Raw genomic sequence first — 20,473 nt, 5'->3', positions numbered from 1 at the left:
TCAGTGCCCTCGCCCGGCACGAAGCCTCGGGTCCACGGCGTAATAGAGGAGGTCCACGACGAGGTTGATGGTCACGAAAACAGCCGAGATGAGGAGGAGATAAGCCGCCATCACGGGGATATCGGCCGAGGAGACGGACTGGATGAACAGCAGCCCCATCCCTGGCCACTGGAACACCGTCTCCGTCACGATGGAGAAGGCGATGATGGAGCCGAGCTGGAGACCAACGATGGTGATGACCGGAACGAGCGTGTTCCGAAGCGCATGGCCGAAGTTGATGCTCCGGTCCCGGAGCCCCCGCGCGCGGGCGAACTTCACGTAATCCGAGCGCATCACCTCCAGCATCTCGGACCGCACGAGGCGGAGAATGAGGGTGAGCTGGAAGAGGCCGAGGGTGATGGAGGGCAGGATCAGCGCCTTCAGGCCGGAGAGGGTGAGGAAGCCCGTGCTCCACCAGCCGAGCTGCACCGTGTCCCCCCGCCCGAAGCTCGGCAGCCAGCCCAGCCAGACGGAGAAGACGAGGATCAGCAGGCTGCCGATGAGGAAGGTGGGCAGCGACACGCCGACGAGGCTGAAGGTGAGCAAGGCCCGGCTGAGCGGGGAGCGCGGGCGCAGGCCCGTATAGACCCCGGCCGGAAGCCCGACCGCCAGCGCGACCACCGAGGCGCAGAATGCGAGTTCCAGCGTGGCCGGCGCGCGCTCCGCGAAGAGGGCCGAAACCGGGCGCGAGAGGCGGTAGGAGAGGCCGAACTCCCCGTGCAGGGCATTGCCGATGAAGCGCAGGAACTGGATCGGCACGGGCTGGTCGAGGCCTAGCGCCGTAACGAGCGCGTCGCGCTGGGCGACGGAGAACTCCTGCCCAAGCATGGTCGCGATCGGGTCGCCCACGAAGGTGAAGAGGGTGAAGGCGATGAGGGCGACGGCAAGCATCACCGGCAGCGCCTGGAGGATGCGGGACAGGACGAAGGCTGGCACCGGCTGCGCCTAGCCCAGCGGCGCCGGGCAGTCCACCCGGTAGAACCGGCCGGTTCGGATGATCACGCGAAGCCGTCCATGATTTGATCCTCTGATACCGCCCGGACCCGAAGCAAACCGCACACCAACTTCGGTCCTCAGAGGATCAGCGAGCTGCTGCGCGGCTCCCTCTCCGAGGTCCAGTCGCGGATGATCGTGTAGGCGACGGCTAGCAGGACGGGCCCGAGGAAGAGGCCGAGGAAGCCGAAGGCGAAGGCGCCCCCGAGCGCGCCGAGCAGGGTGAGCAGCAGCGGAAGGTCCGCCCCGCGCGAGATGAGCCAGGGCCGGATGAAGTTGTCCACCGAAGAGATGCCGAAGGCGCCGTAGAGGCCCATGAAGATCCCCCAGCCCGTGCTGCCATTGACGAAGAGCCAGATGGTGGCGGGGATCCATACCACCGGCGCCCCAATTGGCAGAATGGAGATCACCCCGGCCAAGAGGCCGAGCAACGCCGGGTGAGGCACCCCCGCGAGCCAGAGGCCCAGAGCCGTCATCACGCCCTGCACCACCGCGGTGCCGAGAAGGCCGTAGACCACCCCGCGCGTGACCGCCCCGGTGAGCTCCACGAGGCGCCGGCCGCGCTGGTCCGCGATTCGCTCGGCCGCGCGGTTGAGCGCCTGAGCCAGGTAGGGGCCATCCCGGTAGAAGAAGAAGGAGAGGAGGATCGCGATCAGCAGCTCCGCCACCCCGGAGACGAGGGCGAGGAACAGGCTGAGCGCCATCTGCGCGGCATCGCCCGCATAGGGCTTGAGCATGCCAAACAGGTTGCCCACCCCGAGGTCCAGCTCCCCGAAGCGCTCCTCTAGAAAGCCGCCGACGATGGGCAGGCGCCCCGTGGCCGCGAGGAGAGAGGGCAGGCCATCCGTGAGGAAGTCCTGGACCGAACCACGCAGCCGCTCGATCTCTGCCCGGCTGGTAGGGGCCGCGATGGCGAGCGGTAGGCCAATCACCAGCATCATCGCCGTCACCATCGCCGCCGCCGCCCAGCTCGGGCGCAGGTTGGCCCGGTCCGTGAGGAAGCGGTAGGCCGGCCAAGTCGTGAAGGAGAGGATCGCCGCCCAGACAAGAGCCGAGGCGAAGGGCTTCAGCACGAGAAAGCAGCCCGCCAGCAGGGCGATCAGGGCCGTAAGGCCGATGATGCGAATCAGGAACTCCCGATTATCCGTCACAATCAGCTCCTGAAGGGCCATAATGGGCCCGAACCTTATGGACCGGCTGCCCGCACGCACCAAACAGGTGGTGCCGAGGGGCGGAATGACCGTTCCGGCCTTGGGGCTCAAGGAAATTTGCGCTAGCCCAGGATGGAGCGACCTGTCGGATCGGAGTGCTTGCAAATGAGAGTTGGGTTCATCGGACTGGGCATCATGGGCCGCCCCATGGCGCTGAACCTCGCCAAGGCCGGGCACGAACTCGTTGTCCCGGAGCGAGCGAGCCTGACCGACGACCTCCGCTCGACCGCGACCGTCCTCCCCTCCCCCGCCGAGGTGGCCTCGGCCGCGGAGGTGGTGATCCTGATGGTGCCGGATACCCCCGACGTTGAGGCGGTGCTCTTCGGCGAGGGCGGCGTGGCGGCCGCGCTGAAGCCGGGCACGCTGCTCATTGATATGTCCTCGATCAGCCCGACGGCCACGAAGGACTTCGCAGCCCGGGTGAATGCCAGGGGCTGCGACTACCTGGATGCCCCGGTCTCCGGCGGCGAGGTAGGTGCCCGCAACGCGGCGCTGACCATCATGATCGGTGGTCCCAAGGCGGCGTTCGACCGCGCCCTGCCGCTCTTCCAAGCGATGGGCAAGAACATCACCCTCGTCGGCGAGGAGAACGGCGCCGGGCAGACGACCAAGGTCGCCAACCAGATCATCGTCGCCCTCAACATCGCCGCCGTTTCCGAAGCCCTTGTCTTCGCCAGCAAGGCCGGCGCCGATCCGGCGCGTGTGCGGGAAGCGCTGATGGGCGGCTTCGCCTCCTCGCGCATCCTCGAAGTGCATGCGGAGAGGATGATCAAGCGGACCTTCGATCCCGGCTTCCGGATCGCCCTGCACCAGAAGGACCTCAACCTCGCGCTGCAGGCGGCGCGGGAACTCGAGGTTGCCCTGCCCGCTACCGCCAATGCGCAGCAGCTCTTCTCAGCGGTCGCGGCGGCCGGTGGCGCTGGGCAGGATCACTCAGCGTTGGTGCGGGCGCTGGAAAAACTCGCATCGCACGAGATTGGCTGATCCATGGTTCCGGACGCGTGTATGCCGTTGCACAAAGGCGTGAGAACGCGCATTTTGCGGCAACAATCCAGGGCCATGAGATGACGCCGATGCGAACGGGCCGAGTTGGCAATGCCGTGCCGAACGAGGAACGTGCGATGCGCTTCGCCGACATCGGCCAGCAGCTGAGGGCGTACCGCCTGGAATCAGGGCTGCGGGCCGAAGAGATCGCGGCGCGGCTCGGTGTGTCGCGCGCCGCGCTCTACCGGTATGAAAAGGGCGAGGTGATCAAGCTGGACACGATCCGGCGCCTCGCGGAACTGCTCAAGATCTCGCCGCTCTCCCTTCTCGGGATCGGGGTGGAATACTTCTCCCGCCCGCTGGCCCTGCAGGAGCGGCTGCGGCAGGTGGAGGAGGACGCGGAGCAGATCCTCCAGCTCGGCGGCGCGCTCTGCACCCTCGTCACCTCGGAGGGCTACGACTCGGCCTTGGCCGAGGGGATGGCCGACGCAGCCAACGCGGCTCCGGAGCGGCTGGCCTTCCACGCGGCGGCCGAGCAGGCGCTTGGGCTCCTGGTCGCGCGCAAGCGTGCCTATCAGCAGCGCCGGCCCTCAATCATTGCGATGATAAGCGAGGCCGCGCTGCGCGACCTGCTGATGGATGGTATCGCCCCGGGACTGCGGGTGTCGGAGGCCGTTCGCCACAATCTCATCCTCGCGGCCCGGGCGGAGGCGGAGAACCTCGCCGGGCTGATGGAAAGCGTGCCCATGGGGCTGCAGATCGGCCTGCTGACCGATTCGGCGCCAGCCGCCAATTTCATCGTGCTGCGGGCGCGGGAGCGAGCCCATCTCTGTGCCAACCCCTTCGGGCCGGACAGCCAGCCGTTGAACGCCATCGGCGTCGGCACCGTGACCGCGGCCGACGAGGCGGTGAGCATCCACCAGCGCGTGGCTGAGAACGCCTGGCGGGAGGCGCGCAAGGGCGCCGAGGCCGCGGGCCGGGTCAGGCTGCTCCTGGCGGAGATGCGGCTGCACTAGCGGCCTCCGGGCCGATCGCCAGCGTGGCCTCAAGGATCTCCGGATCCTCGGTGCCATGGGTTTCGAAGCCGATGGCGCGCACGAAGCGGAGCATGCCGGTGTTCTCCGCGAGAACCTGGCCGGCGATGTGCTGCAAGCCGCGTCCGCGCGCCCATTCCACCAGCCGGCCGATCAGGTGCCGCGCCAGGCCGCCGCGCTTCCAGCCCGCGTCGACAAGGATCGCGAACTCCCCCCCGCCCTGGCCATCCACGACGAGACGTGAGGTGCCGGCGAAGCGATCGCCGTCGAGGGCAGCGAAGGCGATTTCGCGGTCGTAGTCGATCTGCGTCAGGCGGGCGATCTGCGCGGCCGGAAGCTCTCGCAGGCGGTTGAAGAAGCGGTAGCGCAGGTCCTCGGCCGGTACGCGGCGCACGAAGGCCGCAAGTTCCTCCGCGTCCTCGGGCCGGATGGGGCGGACAAGGACGTGCCGGCCGTCGCGCAAGGTGAAGGGCCGGGCGAGTTCTGCCGGATAGGGCGGGATGGCGAGGAAGCCCCTCTCCCCTGCCGGCCGCAGGGTCAGGTCGGCGTCGAGCGCCACCACGCCCTCGGGCGCCGCGCGGAGGGGGTTGATGCGGGCGGCGGCCACCTCGGGAAAGTCCACCGCCAGCTGGGAGAGGCTCACTAGCGCCTCGGCCAGTGCCTCCTTCGAGACCGGCGGGTGGTCGCGCCAGCCCTCCAGCAGGCGCGCGACGCGGGTCCGGCGGATCATCCCGAGTGCAAGCGCCCGGTTCAGCGGCGGCAGGTCGAAGCTCTCGTCCGCCTCAATCTCCGCCGCCGTGCCGCCGCGGCCGAAGCCGATCCAGGGGCCGAACATGGCGTCGTCCTCCAGGCGGAGGCGCAGTTCGCGGCCCCGCCCGTGCATCGCCTGCACCATCCAGCCGCGCAGCACGGCGTCCGGCCGGTCCGCGGCGGCGCGGGCCGCGATGCCCTCCGCCGCGGCACGAAAGGCATCGGCGTCGCGTAGATCCAGGGCGACGCCGCCGATCTCCGTCTTGGCCGGCAGGTCGGCGCTCAGCACCTTCAGCACGGCGGGCCAGCCGAGGGCGGCGGCGGCGGAAACCGCTTCCTCCACCGTGGCGGCGGCGCGGTGCGGCACCGTGGGGATGCCGTAGGCATCAAGCACCGAGAGCGCCTCCGCCTCGTCCAGTCTCAGCCGGCCGGAGGCGCGGACGGCAGCGAAGATGGCGGCGACGCGCGCGCGGTCCGGCGCCACCTCCAGAACGGCGGAAGGCGGCAGCTCGGCGGCGGCCAGCCGGTTCCGCCGGTCCTGCGCGAGGTGAAGGGCGCCCTGCACCGCCGCCTCAGGGGTGGCGAAGACCGCGACGGCGCGCTCGGCGAGGGAGCGGCGCTGCTCTCCGGCCGTCGCCTGGCCGATCCAGGCGGTAAGGACGGGCGCGGCCCGCTGCCCGCGCCCGGAGGTCGCCGCGGCGGCGGCGATGCCCTCGGCGGCAATGGCAGGATCCTCCTCCGGCGCCGGGGAATGGATCGCGACGACCGAATCCACCTCCAGCAGGGCACCGAGAAGACTGGCCGCCTCGCCCAGGCGGTGTCCCTGCCCCAGCGGCAGCGCGAGGGGATTATCGCCCGTCCAGCCACCCGGAAGCGCGAGGTCGAGCATCTGCATGGCCCCAGGCGGGATGCCAGCCAGGCGCCCGCCCCCGCGGATCACCGCATCAGCAGCCATCTGCGCGGGTCCGAGGCCATTGGAGACAATGGCGATCCGGTCGCCCCGCGCGCCTTCCGGGCCTGGGCGCGGCGAGGGCTTTACCCGGCCTAGTGTCTCGGCGGCGGAGAGAAGGCTTTCCAGTCCTTCCACCCGCAGCACGCCGGCGCGGCGCAGTGCGGCCTGCATCACGGCATCCGCCCCCTCCCGCCCGGCGAAGCCCGGCCGCTGCGCGACCACCGGGCGGGTGCGCGCGGCCGCGCGGGCGGAGGAGATGAAGCGCCGCCGGTCCTTGATGCGGCGGAGGTCAAGCAGGATCGTCCCGGTGCCAGCGTCGCGCGCCAGCCAGTCGAGACCGCCGGCAAAGCCGTAATCGGCGTTCGTTCCGATGCCAGCGATCAGAGTGAAGCCCACCGCTTCTCCTTCCGCCCAGTCGATCACCGCGCGTGCGAGGGCGGAGGACTGGCAGAGCAGCGCGAGCCGCCCCGGCCGCGGCGCCACCTGGGAGAGCGAGGCGTTCAGCCCGACCGGCGGGATGCAGAGACCAAAGGAGCGCTCCCCCAGCGCCCGGATACCGGTGCGCGCGCAGATGGCGGCGAGCCCCGGGGCAGGGCCAAGCACCACGGCGGCGAAGCAGCCGGCGCCGACGAGGTCGATCATGGCCGGCTCCACCGCTTCAGGCGCGAGGGAGAGCACGGCGAGGTCGGGAGGCGCCGCGAGGTCGGCCAGGCTCGCCACTGAGGCGATGCCCGGCCATTCCGCCCCGACCGCGTGGAGCGCACCCCGGAAGCGCCCGGCGGCGATGTTGCGGGCCAGGATGCCGGAGGCCGGAATGACCGGGTCCGCCATCAGCGCGACCCGGCGCGGGGAGAAGAGGCAGGTGTCGCGGAAGCCCTTGGCCAGCCCGTGGCCCGAGAGCGAGACCGGGAGCGCCACGCCAGCCCCCTATTCCGCCGAGAGTGCCCGCCGCGCGGCCTCGGCGAGGAAGCCGCTCGCGGTGGGGAGCACGCGGTCCTCGAAATCGTAGTTCGGGTGGTGTAGTTCCCGCCCACCCTCGGCGGGACCGTTGCCGATCCAGACGAAGGCGCCGGGCACCTCGCGCAGGAACTCGGAGAAGTCTTCGCCGGTCATGGCGGCCGGCAGGTCGCGGCGGACGGCTGTGACGGCGCCGGCCGCGGCGGCGGCCAGGTCGCGCTCGGCAGGGTGGTTCGCGGTGACCTCGACGCCGCTGAGCACCTCGGCCCTGGCCTTCACTTGGAAGGTCTCGGAGACGCCGCGGGCCACCCGCTCCAGGCCTTCCCGGATCATCTCGCCGGTCTCGTCCCGCAGGAAGCGCATCGAGCCGCGGATGGCGACGCCGGCCGCGATCTGGTTCCAGGCCTCCCCGCCCTCGATCTTCGTCAGGCTCACCACCGCGGAGTCGAGCGGGTCGAGGTTGCGGGAGACGATCGACTGGCAGGCGACGATCGCATGCCCGGCCGCGACGATGGGATCATGCGTCAGGTGCGGCAGGGCGGCGTGGCCGGCATGGCCCTCGATCATGATCTGGAAGCGCCGGCCCGCGGCCATGACCGGCCCCTCGTGCACGGCGACCGTGCCGACATCCAGGCCGGGCCAGTTGTGCCAGCCGAAGATGCGATCCATCGGGAAGCGGCGGAACAGCCCGTCCTCGATCATGGCGCGGGCGCCGCCGCCGCCCTCCTCGGCCGGCTGGAAGACGAGGCGGACGGTGCCGGACCAGCTCTTGTCCTGCAGCAGCAGCGCGGCGGCGCCGAGCAGCGCGGTGGTGTGGCCGTCGTGCCCGCAGGCATGCATCACGCCCGGCACGGTGCTGCGGTAAGGGAGGGTCGTGCTCGCCTCCTGGATCGGCAACGCGTCCATGTCAGCCCGAAGACCTACGCTGCGGTTGCCGCCGCCGCGCCGGATGGTCGCGACCACTCCGTGGCCGCCGATCCCGGTTTCGATCTCTTCCACTCCAAGCTCACGCAAACGTTGTGCGACGAATGCCGCAGTCGGGCCTTCTTCGTGTGTCACGCCCGGGTTCGCGTGTAGGTGGCGACGCCACTGCGTTAGGGTCTCGATCAGCTGTGCATCCATGGGAAAGGAGTTAGCCCTTCCGTTGCCGTCGCTCCACCCTGGACTTGCGCTCGTTCCCCTTCTGCTGATCGGCGTCGCCTCTGCGCAGGCGCCCGACCGCGGCACGTCCGCCGATGCGCCGGCCGCGGCGGCGGAGGCTCAGCCCGACGCGACGGATGGGCCCGTGCGGAGCTATGAGGTCACCTTCACGCCCACCGGCAACGGCGAGCTGGACAGTGCGATGGAGGGCGTCTCCGCCCTCCGCCGGCTGCGGGAGAGCGTGCCGACGAGTGCCGAGGGGCTGGTCGCCCGCGCGCTTCAGGACCTCGGCCAGCTTCGCAATGCGCTGCGCTCCGAGGGATATTACGGCGGCACGCCGAGCATCACCCTGGCCGGCGAGCCCCCGGACGCGCCGAACCTCGCCGCTCGGCTGGCGGCGCGCGGGCCGGATCCGGTGCCGGTGGTGGTGGGGGCCCAGACCGGCCCGCAGTACCGCGTGTCCACCGCAACGCTCCGTCCCTACGTGCCCGACACGGATATCGCCGAGGCCGGCGAGGTGGCGGGCCTCGGCCCCGGCGATCCCGCGCGGGCGGCGGCGGTGAACGCCGCGCAGGAAACGCTGCTGCAGCGGCTGCGCGAGGCCGGGCATCCCTTTGCCAGCGTGCCTGGCCGCGACATTACCGTCGATCACGATACGAAGACGATGGAGATCGTCTACCGCGTGCAGCCCGGCCCCCGGGCGCGCTTCGCCCAGCCGGTGGTGGAGGGTTCGGAGAACGTCGACCCGGTTGTGCTGCGCCGGGCCACCGGGGTTCTGACGGACGAATCCTACGACCCGCGCGAGCTGGACCGTGTGCGGCGGGACGTGCTGGCGCTCGGCGTCTTCGGGACGGTGCGGGCCCGCACGGGGGAGCGGCTAGACCCGGATGGGCGGCTGCCCGTGACCTTCCTCGTCGCGGAGCGGCCCTTCCGCGCGGTCGGGATCACCGCCGGCTACGAGACGCGCTACGGACCGACCGTGCGCGCCTATTGGGAGCACCGGAACATCTTCGGCGGCGCGGAGCGGCTGCGGGTCGAGGGCGAGATCTCCCGCACGGCCCAGCCCGGGGTTAGCGGCACGGGGGCACGCCTTTCGGCCAACCTTCGCCAGCCCTGGTTCGCCGGGCTCAACGCCACGGCGGTGACGGATGTCGCGCTGCTGCGGGAGCGGCTGCTCGCCTATGACCGGGACGCGGTGACCGCTGGCTTCTCGCTTGAGCGAAGGATCGACCCGCGACTGACCGCCACCATCGGCGTCGCCGGCGATATCGGCCGGACGACGGAGGTGGACCGCTCGATCAGCTATCGCCTCGTCTCGCTGCCGCTGGGGATGCGCTACGACGGCACGGACAGCCTGCTGGACCCGACGCGGGGCTACCGGGCGAGCCTCGTCGTGGCCCCTACCCTCTCCTTCGCGGAGACGACCTCCACCTTCGTGCGGGTGCGTGGGACGGGCAGCGCCTATTTCGATCTCACGGGCGACAAGGGCAGCGTGCTCGCGCTGCGGGCAGGCTTCGGCACCCTGGCCGGGGCGGATGCCCTGGAGGTGCCGCCGCATCTGCGCTTCTACGCGGGCGGCGGCGGCTCGGTGCGCGGCTACGATTTCCAGACCATCGGGCCGCGGCGGGCGAACAACACGCCGCGCGGCGGCCTCTCGCTGGCTGAGGGAAGCGTTGAACTGCGCCAGCGCATCAGCGGACCGTATGGCGTCGCTGTCTTCCTCGACGCAGGCACGGTCGGAGAAGGCGCGGGGCTGGATTTCGGCGCGTTGCGCCTCGGCGGCGGCGTCGGCTTCCGCTACGCGACGCCGATCGGGCCGATCAGGGCCGATGTCGCCCTGCCCTTCTCCAAGCTGCCAGGAAATTCCGGTTACGGGCTCTACGTGGGCGTCGGACAGGCCTTCTGATGCGCCGGTTTGGGCGGATCCTCCTGTCGATCCTGGGCGTGCTGCTGATCCTGCCGGTGCTGCTGGCGGCGGTGGTCTGGGGCGGGCTGAACGTGAAGCCTGGGCAGGAAGCGCTGGCGCGGCTCGCCATGCACTACGTGCCGGGACTGGTCATCGAGGACCTGCACGGCGGCCTGCCGGCCTCGCCGCGCATCGGGCGGGTGGTCCTGTCCGACGCACAGGGGCCTTACCTCGTGGTAGAGGACGTGGCGCTCGACCTCGATCTGCTGCGATTGGCCTCGCGCGAGTTCCGGGTGCGGAACATCAGCGCCGGGCGGATCCTGTTCAGCCGTTTGCCCGTGCCAGACCCCGCCGCGCCGCCCCAGGCGGCGACCGAGCCGGGTCCGCTGCTGCCGCAGCTTCCCTCCCTGCCCGTGGGGGTAACGGTGGAGCGGATTGCCCTACCCCGGATCGAGCTGGGCGAGGCCGTGGCCGGCATTCCCGCGACCTTGTCGCTCGAGGGCAACGGGCGGCTGGGCGCGGAGGGCGCCTTCCTCGCGGCCAAGGGGCGGCGCCTGGATGCGCCGGGGTCGTTGGACCTCGACTTGGCCCTGGCACCCGGCGACCGCCTGCGGACGAACATCGCCTATGACGAGGCGGCCGGGGGGCTGATGGCCAGCCTTCTGGGCAAGCCGGATCAGGCGACTCACCTGCGCGTCGCGCTCGACGGACCGGCCACGGGCGCCAGCTTCACCGTCTCGGCCGATCTGGGGGAGACCGCGAAGCTGGACGGGCGCGGCACCGTGAGCCTGCCGGCCGCGGGTGGGGTGGGGCTCGAGGCCTCGGGTACGGCGGCGCTGGGCGGCTTCCTGCCGCCGCCAGTTGCCGACCTCCGTTTCGCGCTTCGTACCTCGCCGGCGGAGGGTGGGGCCACGCGGATCGAGAGCGCGCGGGTGGAGACCGGGCCGGCCACCGTCGAGGCGCGCGGCGTGGTGGGCAGCGCGCTGGACCTTCGCTTCGATGCGCGGGTGAACGACGCTTCCACGCTTGGCGGGCTGGTGCCATCGACGGTGGGCTGGGGTGGGATCACGCTCCAGGGCGCCGTGACCGGCACGAACGCCGCTCCGGAACTGCGTGTGGAGGCGACGATTGCCGATCCTCGGTTGCCCGGACCCGCGCCAGGGCTGCTCGGCCCCTCTCCCACTATCCGGCTGAGCGCGAACCGACAGACGCTGCATGAACTGGCCGTCAACGGGCGTGCGGTGACTCTGCGGGCCGCGGGGAACTACGGCGAGACGCTGGATCTGACGCTCAACGCGGCACTCGCGGCAGAGGACATCCCGGACGTGCCGGTGCGCGGACGGCTGAGCGCCCGCGCGCGCGTGACCGGTCCGGTGGCCGACCCGGCCGTGGTGCTGACCGCCGAATCCCCCTCCCTCTCGGCCTATGGGCGCGAGCTGGAGGCGCTCAGGCTGGAAGCTAGCCTGCCCCGCGCGACCGTACCGGCCGGAAGCCTGAACCTCGCCGCCCGTCTCCAAGGCCTGCCCCTCTCGGCCGAGGCGCGGGCGGCGCAGGAAGGCGACGTCATCCGTGCCGAGGCGCTCCGCGTCTCTCTCGGCCCCGCGCGGCTTGAGGGAAGCGGCACCTTCGACACGAAAAGCAGCCTCGCCACCGCTAGGCTGCTGCTTGAAGCCGCGGACCTGACGCCGCTCTCCTCCATTGCGGGCACGCCGCTCGGCGGTGGGCTGCGGCTCTCGGCCAAGCTGGATCCGAGGGAAGCGGAGGGCGCGCCGCGGCAGGGGATCGAGGCGGATCTTCGCGCGAATAACCTGCGGGCGGGTGGCGCCCAGGTGAACGGCACCGTGGAGGCCCGCGGCACCGACGCCGCGCTCGACGTGCAGGGCGACCTTCGCGCCTTCGACGCCCGTGCGACGCTCCGCGCGCGGCTCGGGCTCGACAAGCCGGAGAAGCGGGTGGAGGTGGCCGCGCTCGAGGTCCAACGGCAGGCACTGGGGGTGCGGCTCGCCTCTCCCGCCACGATCCTCATCGCGCCGGGCGGTGCCGTCTCCACGCCGGGGGTCTCGCTGCAGGCGCGGCCGGGCGGCACGGTCCGCGTCGCGGGGCGGTGGGGTCCGGACACGGCGGACCTTCGGGCGACCGTCGCCAGCCTGCCGCTGTCGCTCGCGAATATCTTCGCGCCCGACCCGCCGCTCGCGGGCACGCTCAACGCCGATGTGCGGATCTCAGGACAGGTGTCGAGGCCGGGCATCGACGGGGAACTTCGCGGCACGGGGCTGAAGGTCGGTGCTCCCTGGGCGCGGACCCTGCCCGAGGGCACGCTTCAGGCAACCGCCCGCATGCGGGGCGATGCGCTGGAGGCGCGGGCTGAGCTGCGGGTTGGCGCGGCGCTGCGGCTGAACCTCGATGCCCGGCTGCCGAGCGACTTCGCGGGGCCGCTCAGCGCAAGCCTCAGGGGCACGACCGATATCGGCGTCTTGGCCGCACCCTTCCTCCTCGGCGGGGCGAATCGGGTCGCGGGGACCGTCGCGATCGATGCGCAGGCCGCCGGCACCGTTGCTGAGCCGCGCCTCTCGGGTACCGCGCGGCTCTCCGGTGGGTTGTTCCGGAACCTCGAATACGGCGTCGCCCTGCGGAATATCGCCGGCACGGTGCGGGGCGACATGGACCGGATCGTTGTGGAGACCATAACCGCCCGGGCGGGGCCGGGCACCCTCACCGCGCGGGGCGAGCTGCGGCCCTTCGCCGAGGGGCAGCCAATCGACCTCACCGTCTCGGGGCAGGACCTGCAGCCTGTTTCCAGCGATCTCCTTCGCGGCGCTTTCGACACGGATCTGCGGCTGACCGGTTCGGTCGGCGACGGAATGCGGCTGGCAGGGCGTATTGGCACACGGACGCTCACCATCGGCGTGCCGGAGGGGCTGCCGGGCGGCGTGCCGGATATCGGTCCGGTGCGCGAAATTGGGCGCGGCGCGCCGCCTCCGCCGCCAGGCACCGCGGCGGCCCGCCAGGCAGCGGGGCGGGGGGCGGCAGCGCCGACCGCCGCGGCGCCGCTCGCACTCGATATCACCTTCGATGCGCCCCGGCAGGTCTACCTCCGCGGGCGCGGGCTCGACGTGGAGCTGGGCGGCAATATCCGCATCGCCGGAACCATCTCGGACCCGCAGGCGAACGGGGAGCTGCGGCTGCGCCGGGGCAACCTGACCGTCCTCGACCGGCGGCTCAACTTCGAGCGCGGGCTGCTGCGTTTCCAGGGCGACATTGCCTCGCCGGATATCGACCTCCTCGCGACCTCCCGGGCGGGGACATTCACGATCAACGTGGCAGTGACCGGCACGCCGCGGGCGCCGAAGATCGAGTTCACCTCCTCCCCCGAGCTGCCGCAGGACGAGGTGCTGGCGCGGCTGATCTTCAACCGTTCCGCCGACAAGCTCTCGCCCTTCCAGATTGCTCAGCTGGCGCGCGTTCTCTCCGGGGCACTCGCGGGCGGGAAGGAGGATCCGGTGACGGGGGTACTGGGCCGGGTGAGCCGCACCCTCGGCCTTGACCGCCTGGGCATCGGGAGCGGCGCGAACGGTGCGCCGGGAGTCGAGGCCGGCGGCTATCTCGGCCAGGGCATCTACCTCAACGTCGAGCCCGGTACGACCACCGGCTCGCCCCGCGTCGGAGTGCAGATCGAGTTGACACCGCGCCTGAAGCTGGAGAGCGGGGCGGGAGCCGATAGCCAGGGGGCAGGCCTCTCCTACGAGTATGAGTACTGATTAAGACTGGCGCCTGTAGCTCCCCGAGAGAGTTCTGCTCTCTCCGGATCTCCCGGCCAGCGCGCAGCGTTGGTTCCGCCGCCGGCTATTCCGCCGCGCCGGCGCAGCGAGTAGAGTCCGGACCATCCTGGCTGGTGATGCCGTGCGGTGCCGCCGGGTTTCGACAAGATGGAGAGGGAGGGGCACCCATGCGCGCCTTCGATGGTCAGTTCAGTGACAACAAGCCTATCCGCAGGAGCATGGAGGAGAAGCGCCGGCTTCTCGCCGAGCTCGAGCAGACTCTGGCGGGCATGAAGCCGCATACGTCGCCCACGCTGCGCGACAGCATCAAGGGGCGGATCATGGAGTTGCGCGCAGATATCGGCGCCGGGAAGCGCTGAGGCGCGACGCGCCCGCAGACCACGGCCGCCGAGCTTGGGCGGCCGTGGCGCGGGGATCAGCCCGCGAGTTCCGCCAGCAGGCGGGCGTGGCTGCGGGCCCCATGCATGAGGCAGGCCCAGTCAAACTTCTCGTTCGGGCTGTGTACCTGATCGTCGTCGAGCCCGAAGCCCATCAGCACGCTGTCCAGCCCGAGAATGCGGCGGAAGCTCTCCACCACCGGGATCGAGCCGCCGGAGCCGATCAGCACCGCTTCCCGCCCGTATTCGGCCGCCAGCGCACGACGGGCGGCGGCGACCTCGTCGCTGTCCTCCGGCACCACGACCGGCGGGGCTGAGCTGAAGCGCTGGATCTCGGCGCGCGCGTCGGCCGGAAGGCGAGCTTTCACGAAGGCCTCGAGCGCATCGAGCACGGCGTTTGGGTCTTGGTCGCCGACAAGGCGGAAGGACACCTTGGCATGGGCCTCGGCCGCGATGACGGTCTTCGCCCCCGGCCCGGCATATCCGCCCCAGATGCCGTTCACGTCGCAGGTCGGGCGCGCCCACTGCCGGACAAGCGGCTTCAGCCCCTGCTCGCCCGCCGGTACGGAGAGGCCAATATCGCCGAGGAAGCGCGCCTCGTCGAATCCGAGCGAATCCCAGGCGGCCAGCAGGTTGCCGCCGACCTCCGGCACCTCGTCGTAGAAGCCCGGCAACGTGACACGGCCCTTTTCGTCGTGAAGGTCCGCAATGATTCGGCAGAGAAGGTTCAGCGGGTTCAGCGCCATGCCGCCGTAGAGGCCGGAATGCAGGTCGCGCGAGGCCGCGAAGAGGTCGATCTGCGCGTAGGCCATGCCGCGGAGGCGCGCAGAAATGGCGGGCGTGCGCGGGTCCCACATGTTGGTGTCGCTGACGACAACGGCGCGGGCTTGGCGAAGCTCGGAGGCGTGGACCTCAAGGAAGGCGTCGAGGCTCGGGCTGCCGATCTCCTCCTCGCCCTCAACCAGGACACGGATCGGCGCGGGCGGCGCGCCGGCTACCTCGTGCCAGGCGCGCATCGCGGCGAGCCAGGTCATCACCTGCCCCTTATCGTCCACGGCGCCCCGCGCAACGGTCACGGGGCCGTTTCGCCCCTCCGCCATCGTCGGCTCGAAGGGCGGTGAGCGCCAGAGCTCGAAGGGCTCCGCGGGCTGCACGTCGTAGTGGCCGTAGTAGAGCAACGGCACCGCGTCGCCGCCACGGCCCGGATGATGGGCGACCACCGCGGGGTGGCCGGCCGTCTCGCGGATCTCTGCAGTGAAGCCGATGCTTTCCAACTCGCGCACCAGCCACTCGGCGGCGCGGCGGCAGTCCGTGGCGTGATCGGGCTGGGCGCTGACGCTGGGGATGCGCAGGAAGTCGAAGTAGCGCGTGCGGATCTCCTCCTCCGCGGCGTCGAGCCGGGCAAGGACGGCTTCGAGCGCGGCCATCAGGCGTCGTCCCCCGTGTCCGGCGTGAGGCCCGCCGCCTTGATGCCTGCCACCGCCGCCAGTTCATCCTTGTCCGACAGGTCGCCAGAGACGCCGACGGCGCCGAGGATCGCGCCCCCGCTATCGCGCACGAGGACGCCGCCCGGCACGGGCACGGCCGCGCCGCTCGCGAGGTCGGAAAAGGCGTTCATGAAGCCCGGCATGCCCTGGGAGCGCCGCGCCAGCTCGCGCCCACCGAAGCCGAGGCCCATGGCGCCGAAGGCCTTGCCGTGAGCGATTGCCGGGCGAAGGAGGCTGCAGCCGTCCTCCTTCAGCAGGGCCTTCATCTGCCCGGCGGCGTCGAGCACGACGACGGTAAGGGGCGCGAGGTTGAGACGCCGCCCCTCCTCGAGAGCCACGGCAGCGATCTTCTGCGCCTGGTAGAGGGTAATGCCGTGCTGGAAGCCGGTCGGGGGATTGGGCATGAGGCGGCCGTTCCGTCGAGGGTTAGGCCGATGGTTCTATGCCCCCTGCCGCCGGTGGCAAGCCTCCCCGCCTCCGGACGGGACAGCAAAGGAGCGGGGCGGCAGGTCCGGCGCCCCGCCCGCGTCTCAGCCGAAGATGAAGTCGGTCGAGGTGAGGCTGGCCAGCGAGACGTTGAGCAGCGTGACCGAATCCGTCGGCGAAACGGTAATCACCACGTTGGCTCCGACCTGCTGGCTGGCCGCGAGGACAGCCGCGAAGTTGGCGAAGGTGCCCGCCTGGAACTGGATGAAGTCGTCGTTCCCAACGGCCTGGCCGAAGTCAGCGATCGTGTCCGCGCCCAGACCCGGGCCGAAGACGAAGATATCGTTCCCCGGCCCACCGTAGAGCAGGTCATTCCCGGTGCCGCCGACGATCGCGTCATTGCCCTCGCCGCCGAAGACCGTGTCGCTGCCATCGCCCCCGAAGAGGGTGTCGTTGCCGGCCTCGCCGAACATGATGTCATTGCCGGCATCGCCGCGGGCATCGTCATTGCCGGCGCCGCCCACGAGAGTGTCGTCGCCGCTGCCCGCGAGAAGCACGTCATTCCCGTTATCGCCGCGGAGATGGTCGTTGCCATCCTCTCCGTAGAGGGTGTCGTCGTCGTCGCCACCGAAGATGAGGTCGTTGCCCGTGCCGCCCACCAGCGTGTCGATGCCAGCATCGCCCGTCATGACGTCGTCGCCCTCGTCGCCGCGGAGATGGTCCGCCCCGGCGCCGCCGTAGAGCACGTCGTTGCCGATGCCGCCGAAGAGAAGGTCGTTTCCGTCCTCGCCGATCAGAATGTCGTTGTCCGCATCGCCCGTGATCACGTCGTTGCCGGCACCGCCGTAGATCAGGTCCAGCCCGCCCTGGCCGTAGAGCGTATCGTTGCCATCCTCCCCGAAGAGAAGGTCGTTGCCGTCCTCGCCCACGATGATGTCGGCGTCGGCCCCGCCGGCGATGGTGTCGTTGCCGGTCCCGCCATAGATGAGGTCGTTGCCAGCCTCGCCGTAGAGGGTGTCGTTCCCGTCCTCGCCGAAGATAAGCTCGTCGCCGGTGCCGCCTACCACGGTGTCGTCGCCCACACCCGCGGCCACCGTGTCGTTGCCGTCACCGCCGTAGATCGCGTCGTTGGCATCAAGGCCGTAAAGAACGTCGTTGCCCGCCAACCCGAAGATGCTGTCGGCGTCCAGGCCTCCAACGAGCGTGTCGTCCCCGGGAGTGCCGTTGTAAACTGCCATGTTCTGGCCCTCTGTCACTGCGGCGGGTACGATCCCCGTTTCCGCTGTTTCGCAATCTGGTCGCATTGACCATGAGATCGGCCGGAGAGTGCTGGCGCCTTCCATCACACCGGTGCGCCAACTCATCCGAAGACGCCATTTCCTCCCGCCCACGCCCCTGAGGGCGTGGGCAGACAGGCCTCAGGCGAAGAGGAAGTCGCTCGCGCTTAGCGAAGCCAGCGAGACGTTCGTCAACGTCACGGAATCCACCACAGAGATATGGATCACCACATTGGCACCGACCTGCTGGCTGGCAGCGAGGACCGCCCCAAAGCTTCCAAGGGTTCCAGGCTGGAACTGGATCACATCGCGGTTGCCTGGCACCTGACCAAAATCAGCAATCGTGTCGGCGCCGGTGTTAGGACCGAAGACGAACCGATCGTTACCGGCCTCGCCGAAGAGAACGTCGTTCCCTGTATCGCCAAGGAGCACATCGTCGCCGGCGCCGCCCGCGAGAGTGTCGTTGCCTGCACCGGCGATGAGAAGATCGTTCCCGTTATCGCCGCGGAGCTGGTCGTTGCCATCCTCTCCGTAGAGGGTGTCGTCGTCGTCGCCACCGAAGATGAGGTCGTTGCCCGTGCCGCCCACCAGCGTGTCGATGCCAGCATCGCCCGTCATGACGTCGTCGCCCTCGTCGCCGCGGAGATGGTCCGCCCCGGCGCCGCCGTAGAGCACGTCGTTGCCGATGCCGCCGAAGAGAAGGTCGTTTCCGTCCTCGCCGATCAGAATGTCGTTGTCCGCATCGCCCGTGATCACGTCGTTGCCGGCACCGCCGTAGATCAGGTCCAGCCCGCCCTGGCCGTAGAGCGTATCGTTGCCATCCTCCCCGAAGAGAAGGTCGTTGCCGTCCTCGCCCACGATGATGTCGGCGTCGGCCCCGCCGGCGATGGTGTCGTTGCCGGTCCCGCCATAGATGAGGTCGTTGCCAGCCTCGCCGTAGAGGGTGTCGTTCCCGTCCTCGCCGAAGATAAGCTCGTCGCCGGTGCCGCCTACCACGGTGTCGTCGCCCACACCCGCGGCCACCGTGTCGTTGCCGTCACCGCCGTAGACAAGGTCGTTGCCGCCCAGTCCGTAGACGAGGTCGTTGCCTCCCTCCGCCATCAGGATGTTGGAGAGGTCATTTCCCAGCATGAGGTCGGCGAAGACTGAGCCGCGCGCGTGCGCGATATTGATCAGGGTGTCCTGACCGTTCAACCAGCCATCATCGAGGGTCAACCCGAGGTCGATGCGCACGGTAACTGCGGCAAGGCTGTCGAGGTAATCGGCGAAGATGAGCGTTCCAGCTGTCGGCGCACGGAGGATGTCGTTCCCGCCCTCACCCCGGATGAAGGAATAGCCGCCAGAGACAGCGCCCGTGATCGTATCTGCGAACTGAGTGCCCCAGGCGTTCTCGATCGACTGGAGCGTGTCCGTGCCGCCCCAGGCGTTGGTCGCGATCCCATTCACCCCGTCACCGAGGTCGATGATCGCGCCCATATCGGGCGCCTGCGCGCTATATGAGCCCGCACGGTAGGTGTCGGCACCTCCGCGTCCGTTGATCAGGTTGTTGCCTGGGCCGCCGGAAAGAAGGTCATCCGTGGGCGTCCCGAGGATCGTGTCGCCACCCGCGCCGCCAATGGCGCCAGTCATGTTGTAGAGAAAGTCTGCGCCGGCCACCTTGGCCAGGCTTCCGGCATAGCCGCTGCCATAGACTGTGGTGCCGAGGTCGATCGTGACCGCCTCGGTGCCCGTGAAGGCGATCGTATTCTGTCCGCCGCGGCCGTCCACCGAATGCTGGCCGAGGCTGCCGACGCGGAAAATATCGTCGAAGTCGCTGCCGTTCAGCGTGTCATTGAAGTTGGAGCCCGCGACGTTTCGTACGAGAACGAGCCTGTCAGTGCCACCCTGCCCGTCAATGGCCGTCTGAGCCTGCAGGTCCACCGTCACGGCCGAGGTCGCGCTGCCGTAGTCAACCCGGTTGAAGATGCTGTTGAAGCCGTTGATGGTGTCGTTCCCGGCGCCACCGCGGAAGACCACGTCGTAGTAGCTGTAGGCGGCGTTCGTGCCGATCATCGCATCGTCGCCGGCCGTGCCGATCACCTGGTTCACGCTGGTGAGCACGTCCTGTTCGCCGCCGGGCTTGATGGCGACGAGGTTGGCCCCGCCGTAGAGACCTGCGACGAGACTCGTCACGTACGCAGTCACGTTCGTCAGGCCGGCATAGGAGACCGTGTTGAAGCCGCCGCGGCCATCGTACTGGTCGATGCCGGTGGTCGCGTCGAAGTAGTCGTTCCCCACGCTTCCCACGATCACGTCGCTGTAATTGGAGCCCTGGACGCGGCGCACGTCGATCAGCATATCGTTCCCAACCCCACCGCCACTGGCCGTGCCGGCGGTAAGGTCGATCGTCATGCCGGAATTGGCGTCGGAATAGCTGACGAGGTTGAGATGGTTATTCTGGCCGTTAATCGTGTCATTCCCGCCGCCGCCGGAGAGCACGAAGGCATAGGCGAGGCCGCTTGTCCGATCCGTCGTACCGCTCAGCACGTCGTCGAGGCTGCTGCCGTAAACGCGGTGGATCCCGCTGAAATTGTCGATCCCGCCAACAGACTTTGTTACTGCGCCCGAATAGGCAGTGACGGAAGCCCCGAGCTGAACCGCGTAGGCCTGCTGCCGGTAATCGAGCTCGTTGTAACCGCCGCCGCCGGCGATCGTGTCGTTGCCGAGGGAGCCGAAGAAGGTGTCGTCCGCAATCGTCCCGGTGAGCGGGTCGTTACCGTTCGTACCGTTGTAGACGGCCATGCTTTGGGTTCTCTATCGATGCGGTGGGAGCAGCCCCTTCCGAGGCTCGCATACTGCAACGAACGAACGCTCGTTGCGAGCCAGCAAAGGCACGGGCGATCTTCACGCTTGCGTAAGAGTTGCGAACTCGAAGCGATTCTCGATTTTGTTTCTTTGGTGAAACATTTTTCTCTCAGCCGGGTAGCCGTGGAAGATTAACTTTCAGATACTTTACCTTCATAAGTTCTGATGTCGACACTTTCTTCCGAATGCTGCGGTAGTGGATGTCATCACGCAGAAGTTTTTCGATCACGGATCTATGCGGGTGACTTGGAGGCCGAAGCGCTGAACATTCGGCGCGTGAGATCGAGACACCGACCGGCATCGCCGCCTCCGCTCGC

Annotated in this window: 13 protein-coding genes; 5 read left to right on the top strand and 8 right to left on the bottom strand. The window is 69.7% G+C overall.

What is annotated here, in order from left to right; genetic code table 11:
- Both D9599_RS05285 and D9599_RS05280 read right to left on the bottom strand, forming a co-directional pair.
- Window positions 1-975: an ABC transporter permease gene (locus D9599_RS05285; RefSeq protein ID WP_198380190.1), complete on the bottom strand. Its 975-nt coding sequence runs from the start codon at window positions 973-975 to the stop codon at window positions 1-3.
- A gap of 137 nt (window positions 976-1,112) precedes the next feature.
- Window positions 1,113-2,183 (bottom strand): AI-2E family transporter, encoded by a 1,071-nt coding sequence (locus D9599_RS05280; protein ID WP_309228546.1) that lies wholly within the window; start codon window positions 2,181-2,183, stop codon window positions 1,113-1,115.
- Window positions 2,184-2,315: 132 nt separating this feature from the next.
- On the opposite strand from D9599_RS05280, the gene D9599_RS05275 reads away from it, so the two are divergent.
- Entirely contained in the window at window positions 2,316-3,227 is a 912-nt protein-coding gene (locus D9599_RS05275; protein ID WP_375373035.1) for a 2-hydroxy-3-oxopropionate reductase, read from the top strand.
- A 137-nt stretch (window positions 3,228-3,364) separates the two neighbouring features.
- Window positions 3,365-4,243, top strand: a complete 879-nt coding sequence (locus D9599_RS05270) for a helix-turn-helix domain-containing protein (RefSeq protein WP_198380398.1) — start codon at window positions 3,365-3,367, stop codon at window positions 4,241-4,243.
- Here the strand turns inward: D9599_RS05270 and D9599_RS05265 are convergent.
- Together D9599_RS05265 and D9599_RS05260 are read right to left on the bottom strand one after the other, a co-directional pair.
- Entirely contained in the window at window positions 4,209-6,881 is a 2,673-nt protein-coding gene (locus D9599_RS05265) for a GNAT family N-acetyltransferase (protein ID WP_309228545.1), read from the bottom strand. The genes D9599_RS05270 and D9599_RS05265 overlap by 35 nt on opposite strands.
- A 9-nt stretch (window positions 6,882-6,890) precedes the next feature.
- Complete coding sequence (locus tag D9599_RS05260) at window positions 6,891-8,042, bottom strand: amidohydrolase (RefSeq protein ID WP_198380187.1); 1,152 nt, start codon at window positions 8,040-8,042, stop codon at window positions 6,891-6,893.
- Between the two features lie 22 nt (window positions 8,043-8,064).
- On the opposite strand from D9599_RS05260, the gene D9599_RS05255 reads away from it, so the two are divergent.
- From D9599_RS05255 to D9599_RS05245, 3 genes are all read left to right on the top strand, one after another.
- The gene (locus D9599_RS05255) at window positions 8,065-9,966 is read left to right on the top strand and encodes an autotransporter assembly complex family protein (RefSeq protein ID WP_198380186.1); all 1,902 of its coding nucleotides are present in this window, start codon (window positions 8,065-8,067) and stop codon (window positions 9,964-9,966) included.
- Complete coding sequence (locus tag D9599_RS05250; RefSeq protein WP_198380185.1) at window positions 9,966-13,724, top strand: translocation/assembly module TamB domain-containing protein; 3,759 nt, start codon at window positions 9,966-9,968, stop codon at window positions 13,722-13,724. The genes D9599_RS05255 and D9599_RS05250 overlap by 1 nt, the downstream gene beginning before the upstream one ends.
- A gap of 188 nt (window positions 13,725-13,912) precedes the next feature.
- On the top strand, window positions 13,913-14,104 hold the full coding sequence (locus D9599_RS05245) for a hypothetical protein (protein WP_198380184.1): 192 nt from the start codon (window positions 13,913-13,915) through the stop codon (window positions 14,102-14,104).
- A 56-nt stretch (window positions 14,105-14,160) separates the two neighbouring features.
- On the opposite strand, the gene D9599_RS05240 is transcribed toward D9599_RS05245, so the two are convergent.
- The 4 genes from D9599_RS05240 to D9599_RS05225 form a co-directional block, all read right to left on the bottom strand.
- Window positions 14,161-15,549: a M20/M25/M40 family metallo-hydrolase gene (locus tag D9599_RS05240; RefSeq protein ID WP_198380183.1), complete on the bottom strand. Its 1,389-nt coding sequence runs from the start codon at window positions 15,547-15,549 to the stop codon at window positions 14,161-14,163.
- Window positions 15,549-16,013, bottom strand: a complete 465-nt coding sequence (locus tag D9599_RS05235; RefSeq protein WP_198380182.1) for a heme-binding protein — start codon at window positions 16,011-16,013, stop codon at window positions 15,549-15,551. Before D9599_RS05235 ends, D9599_RS05240 begins: the two co-directional genes overlap by 1 nt.
- A gap of 126 nt (window positions 16,014-16,139) precedes the next feature.
- Window positions 16,140-17,273, bottom strand: a complete 1,134-nt coding sequence (locus D9599_RS05230; RefSeq protein ID WP_198380181.1) for a calcium-binding protein — start codon at window positions 17,271-17,273, stop codon at window positions 16,140-16,142.
- A 180-nt stretch (window positions 17,274-17,453) separates the two neighbouring features.
- Complete coding sequence (locus D9599_RS05225; protein ID WP_198380180.1) at window positions 17,454-20,093, bottom strand: calcium-binding protein; 2,640 nt, start codon at window positions 20,091-20,093, stop codon at window positions 17,454-17,456.
- Window positions 20,094-20,473: the final 380 nt, after the last annotated feature.

It is taken from the genome of Roseomonas sp. KE2513 (genome assembly GCF_016107305.1).
GTDB lineage: Bacteria > Pseudomonadota > Alphaproteobacteria > Acetobacterales > Acetobacteraceae > Roseomonas.
The sequence above is the reverse complement of the archived record's forward strand: the minus strand, read 5'-3'. Positions and strand labels throughout refer to the sequence as shown.

What these genes read in the sequence shown, in the direction of transcription:
- D9599_RS05275 (WP_375373035.1), top strand. Translation starts at nt 2,316, where the DNA reads ATGGAGCGACCTGTCGGATCGGAGTGCTTGCAAATGAGAGTTGGGTTC.
- D9599_RS05260 (WP_198380187.1), bottom strand. Translation starts at nt 8,042, where the DNA reads ATGGATGCACAGCTGATCGAGACCCTAACGCAGTGGCGTCGCCACCTA.
- D9599_RS05225 (WP_198380180.1), bottom strand. Translation starts at nt 20,093, where the DNA reads ATGGCCGTCTACAACGGTACGAACGGTAACGACCCGCTCACCGGGACG.
- D9599_RS05270 (WP_198380398.1), top strand. Translation starts at nt 3,365, where the DNA reads ATGCGCTTCGCCGACATCGGCCAGCAGCTGAGGGCGTACCGCCTGGAA.
- D9599_RS05240 (WP_198380183.1), bottom strand. Translation starts at nt 15,549, where the DNA reads ATGGCCGCGCTCGAAGCCGTCCTTGCCCGGCTCGACGCCGCGGAGGAG.
- D9599_RS05250 (WP_198380185.1), top strand. Translation starts at nt 9,966, where the DNA reads ATGCGCCGGTTTGGGCGGATCCTCCTGTCGATCCTGGGCGTGCTGCTG.
- D9599_RS05245 (WP_198380184.1), top strand. Translation starts at nt 13,913, where the DNA reads ATGCGCGCCTTCGATGGTCAGTTCAGTGACAACAAGCCTATCCGCAGG.
- D9599_RS05235 (WP_198380182.1), bottom strand. Translation starts at nt 16,013, where the DNA reads ATGCCCAATCCCCCGACCGGCTTCCAGCACGGCATTACCCTCTACCAG.
- D9599_RS05230 (WP_198380181.1), bottom strand. Translation starts at nt 17,273, where the DNA reads ATGGCAGTTTACAACGGCACTCCCGGGGACGACACGCTCGTTGGAGGC.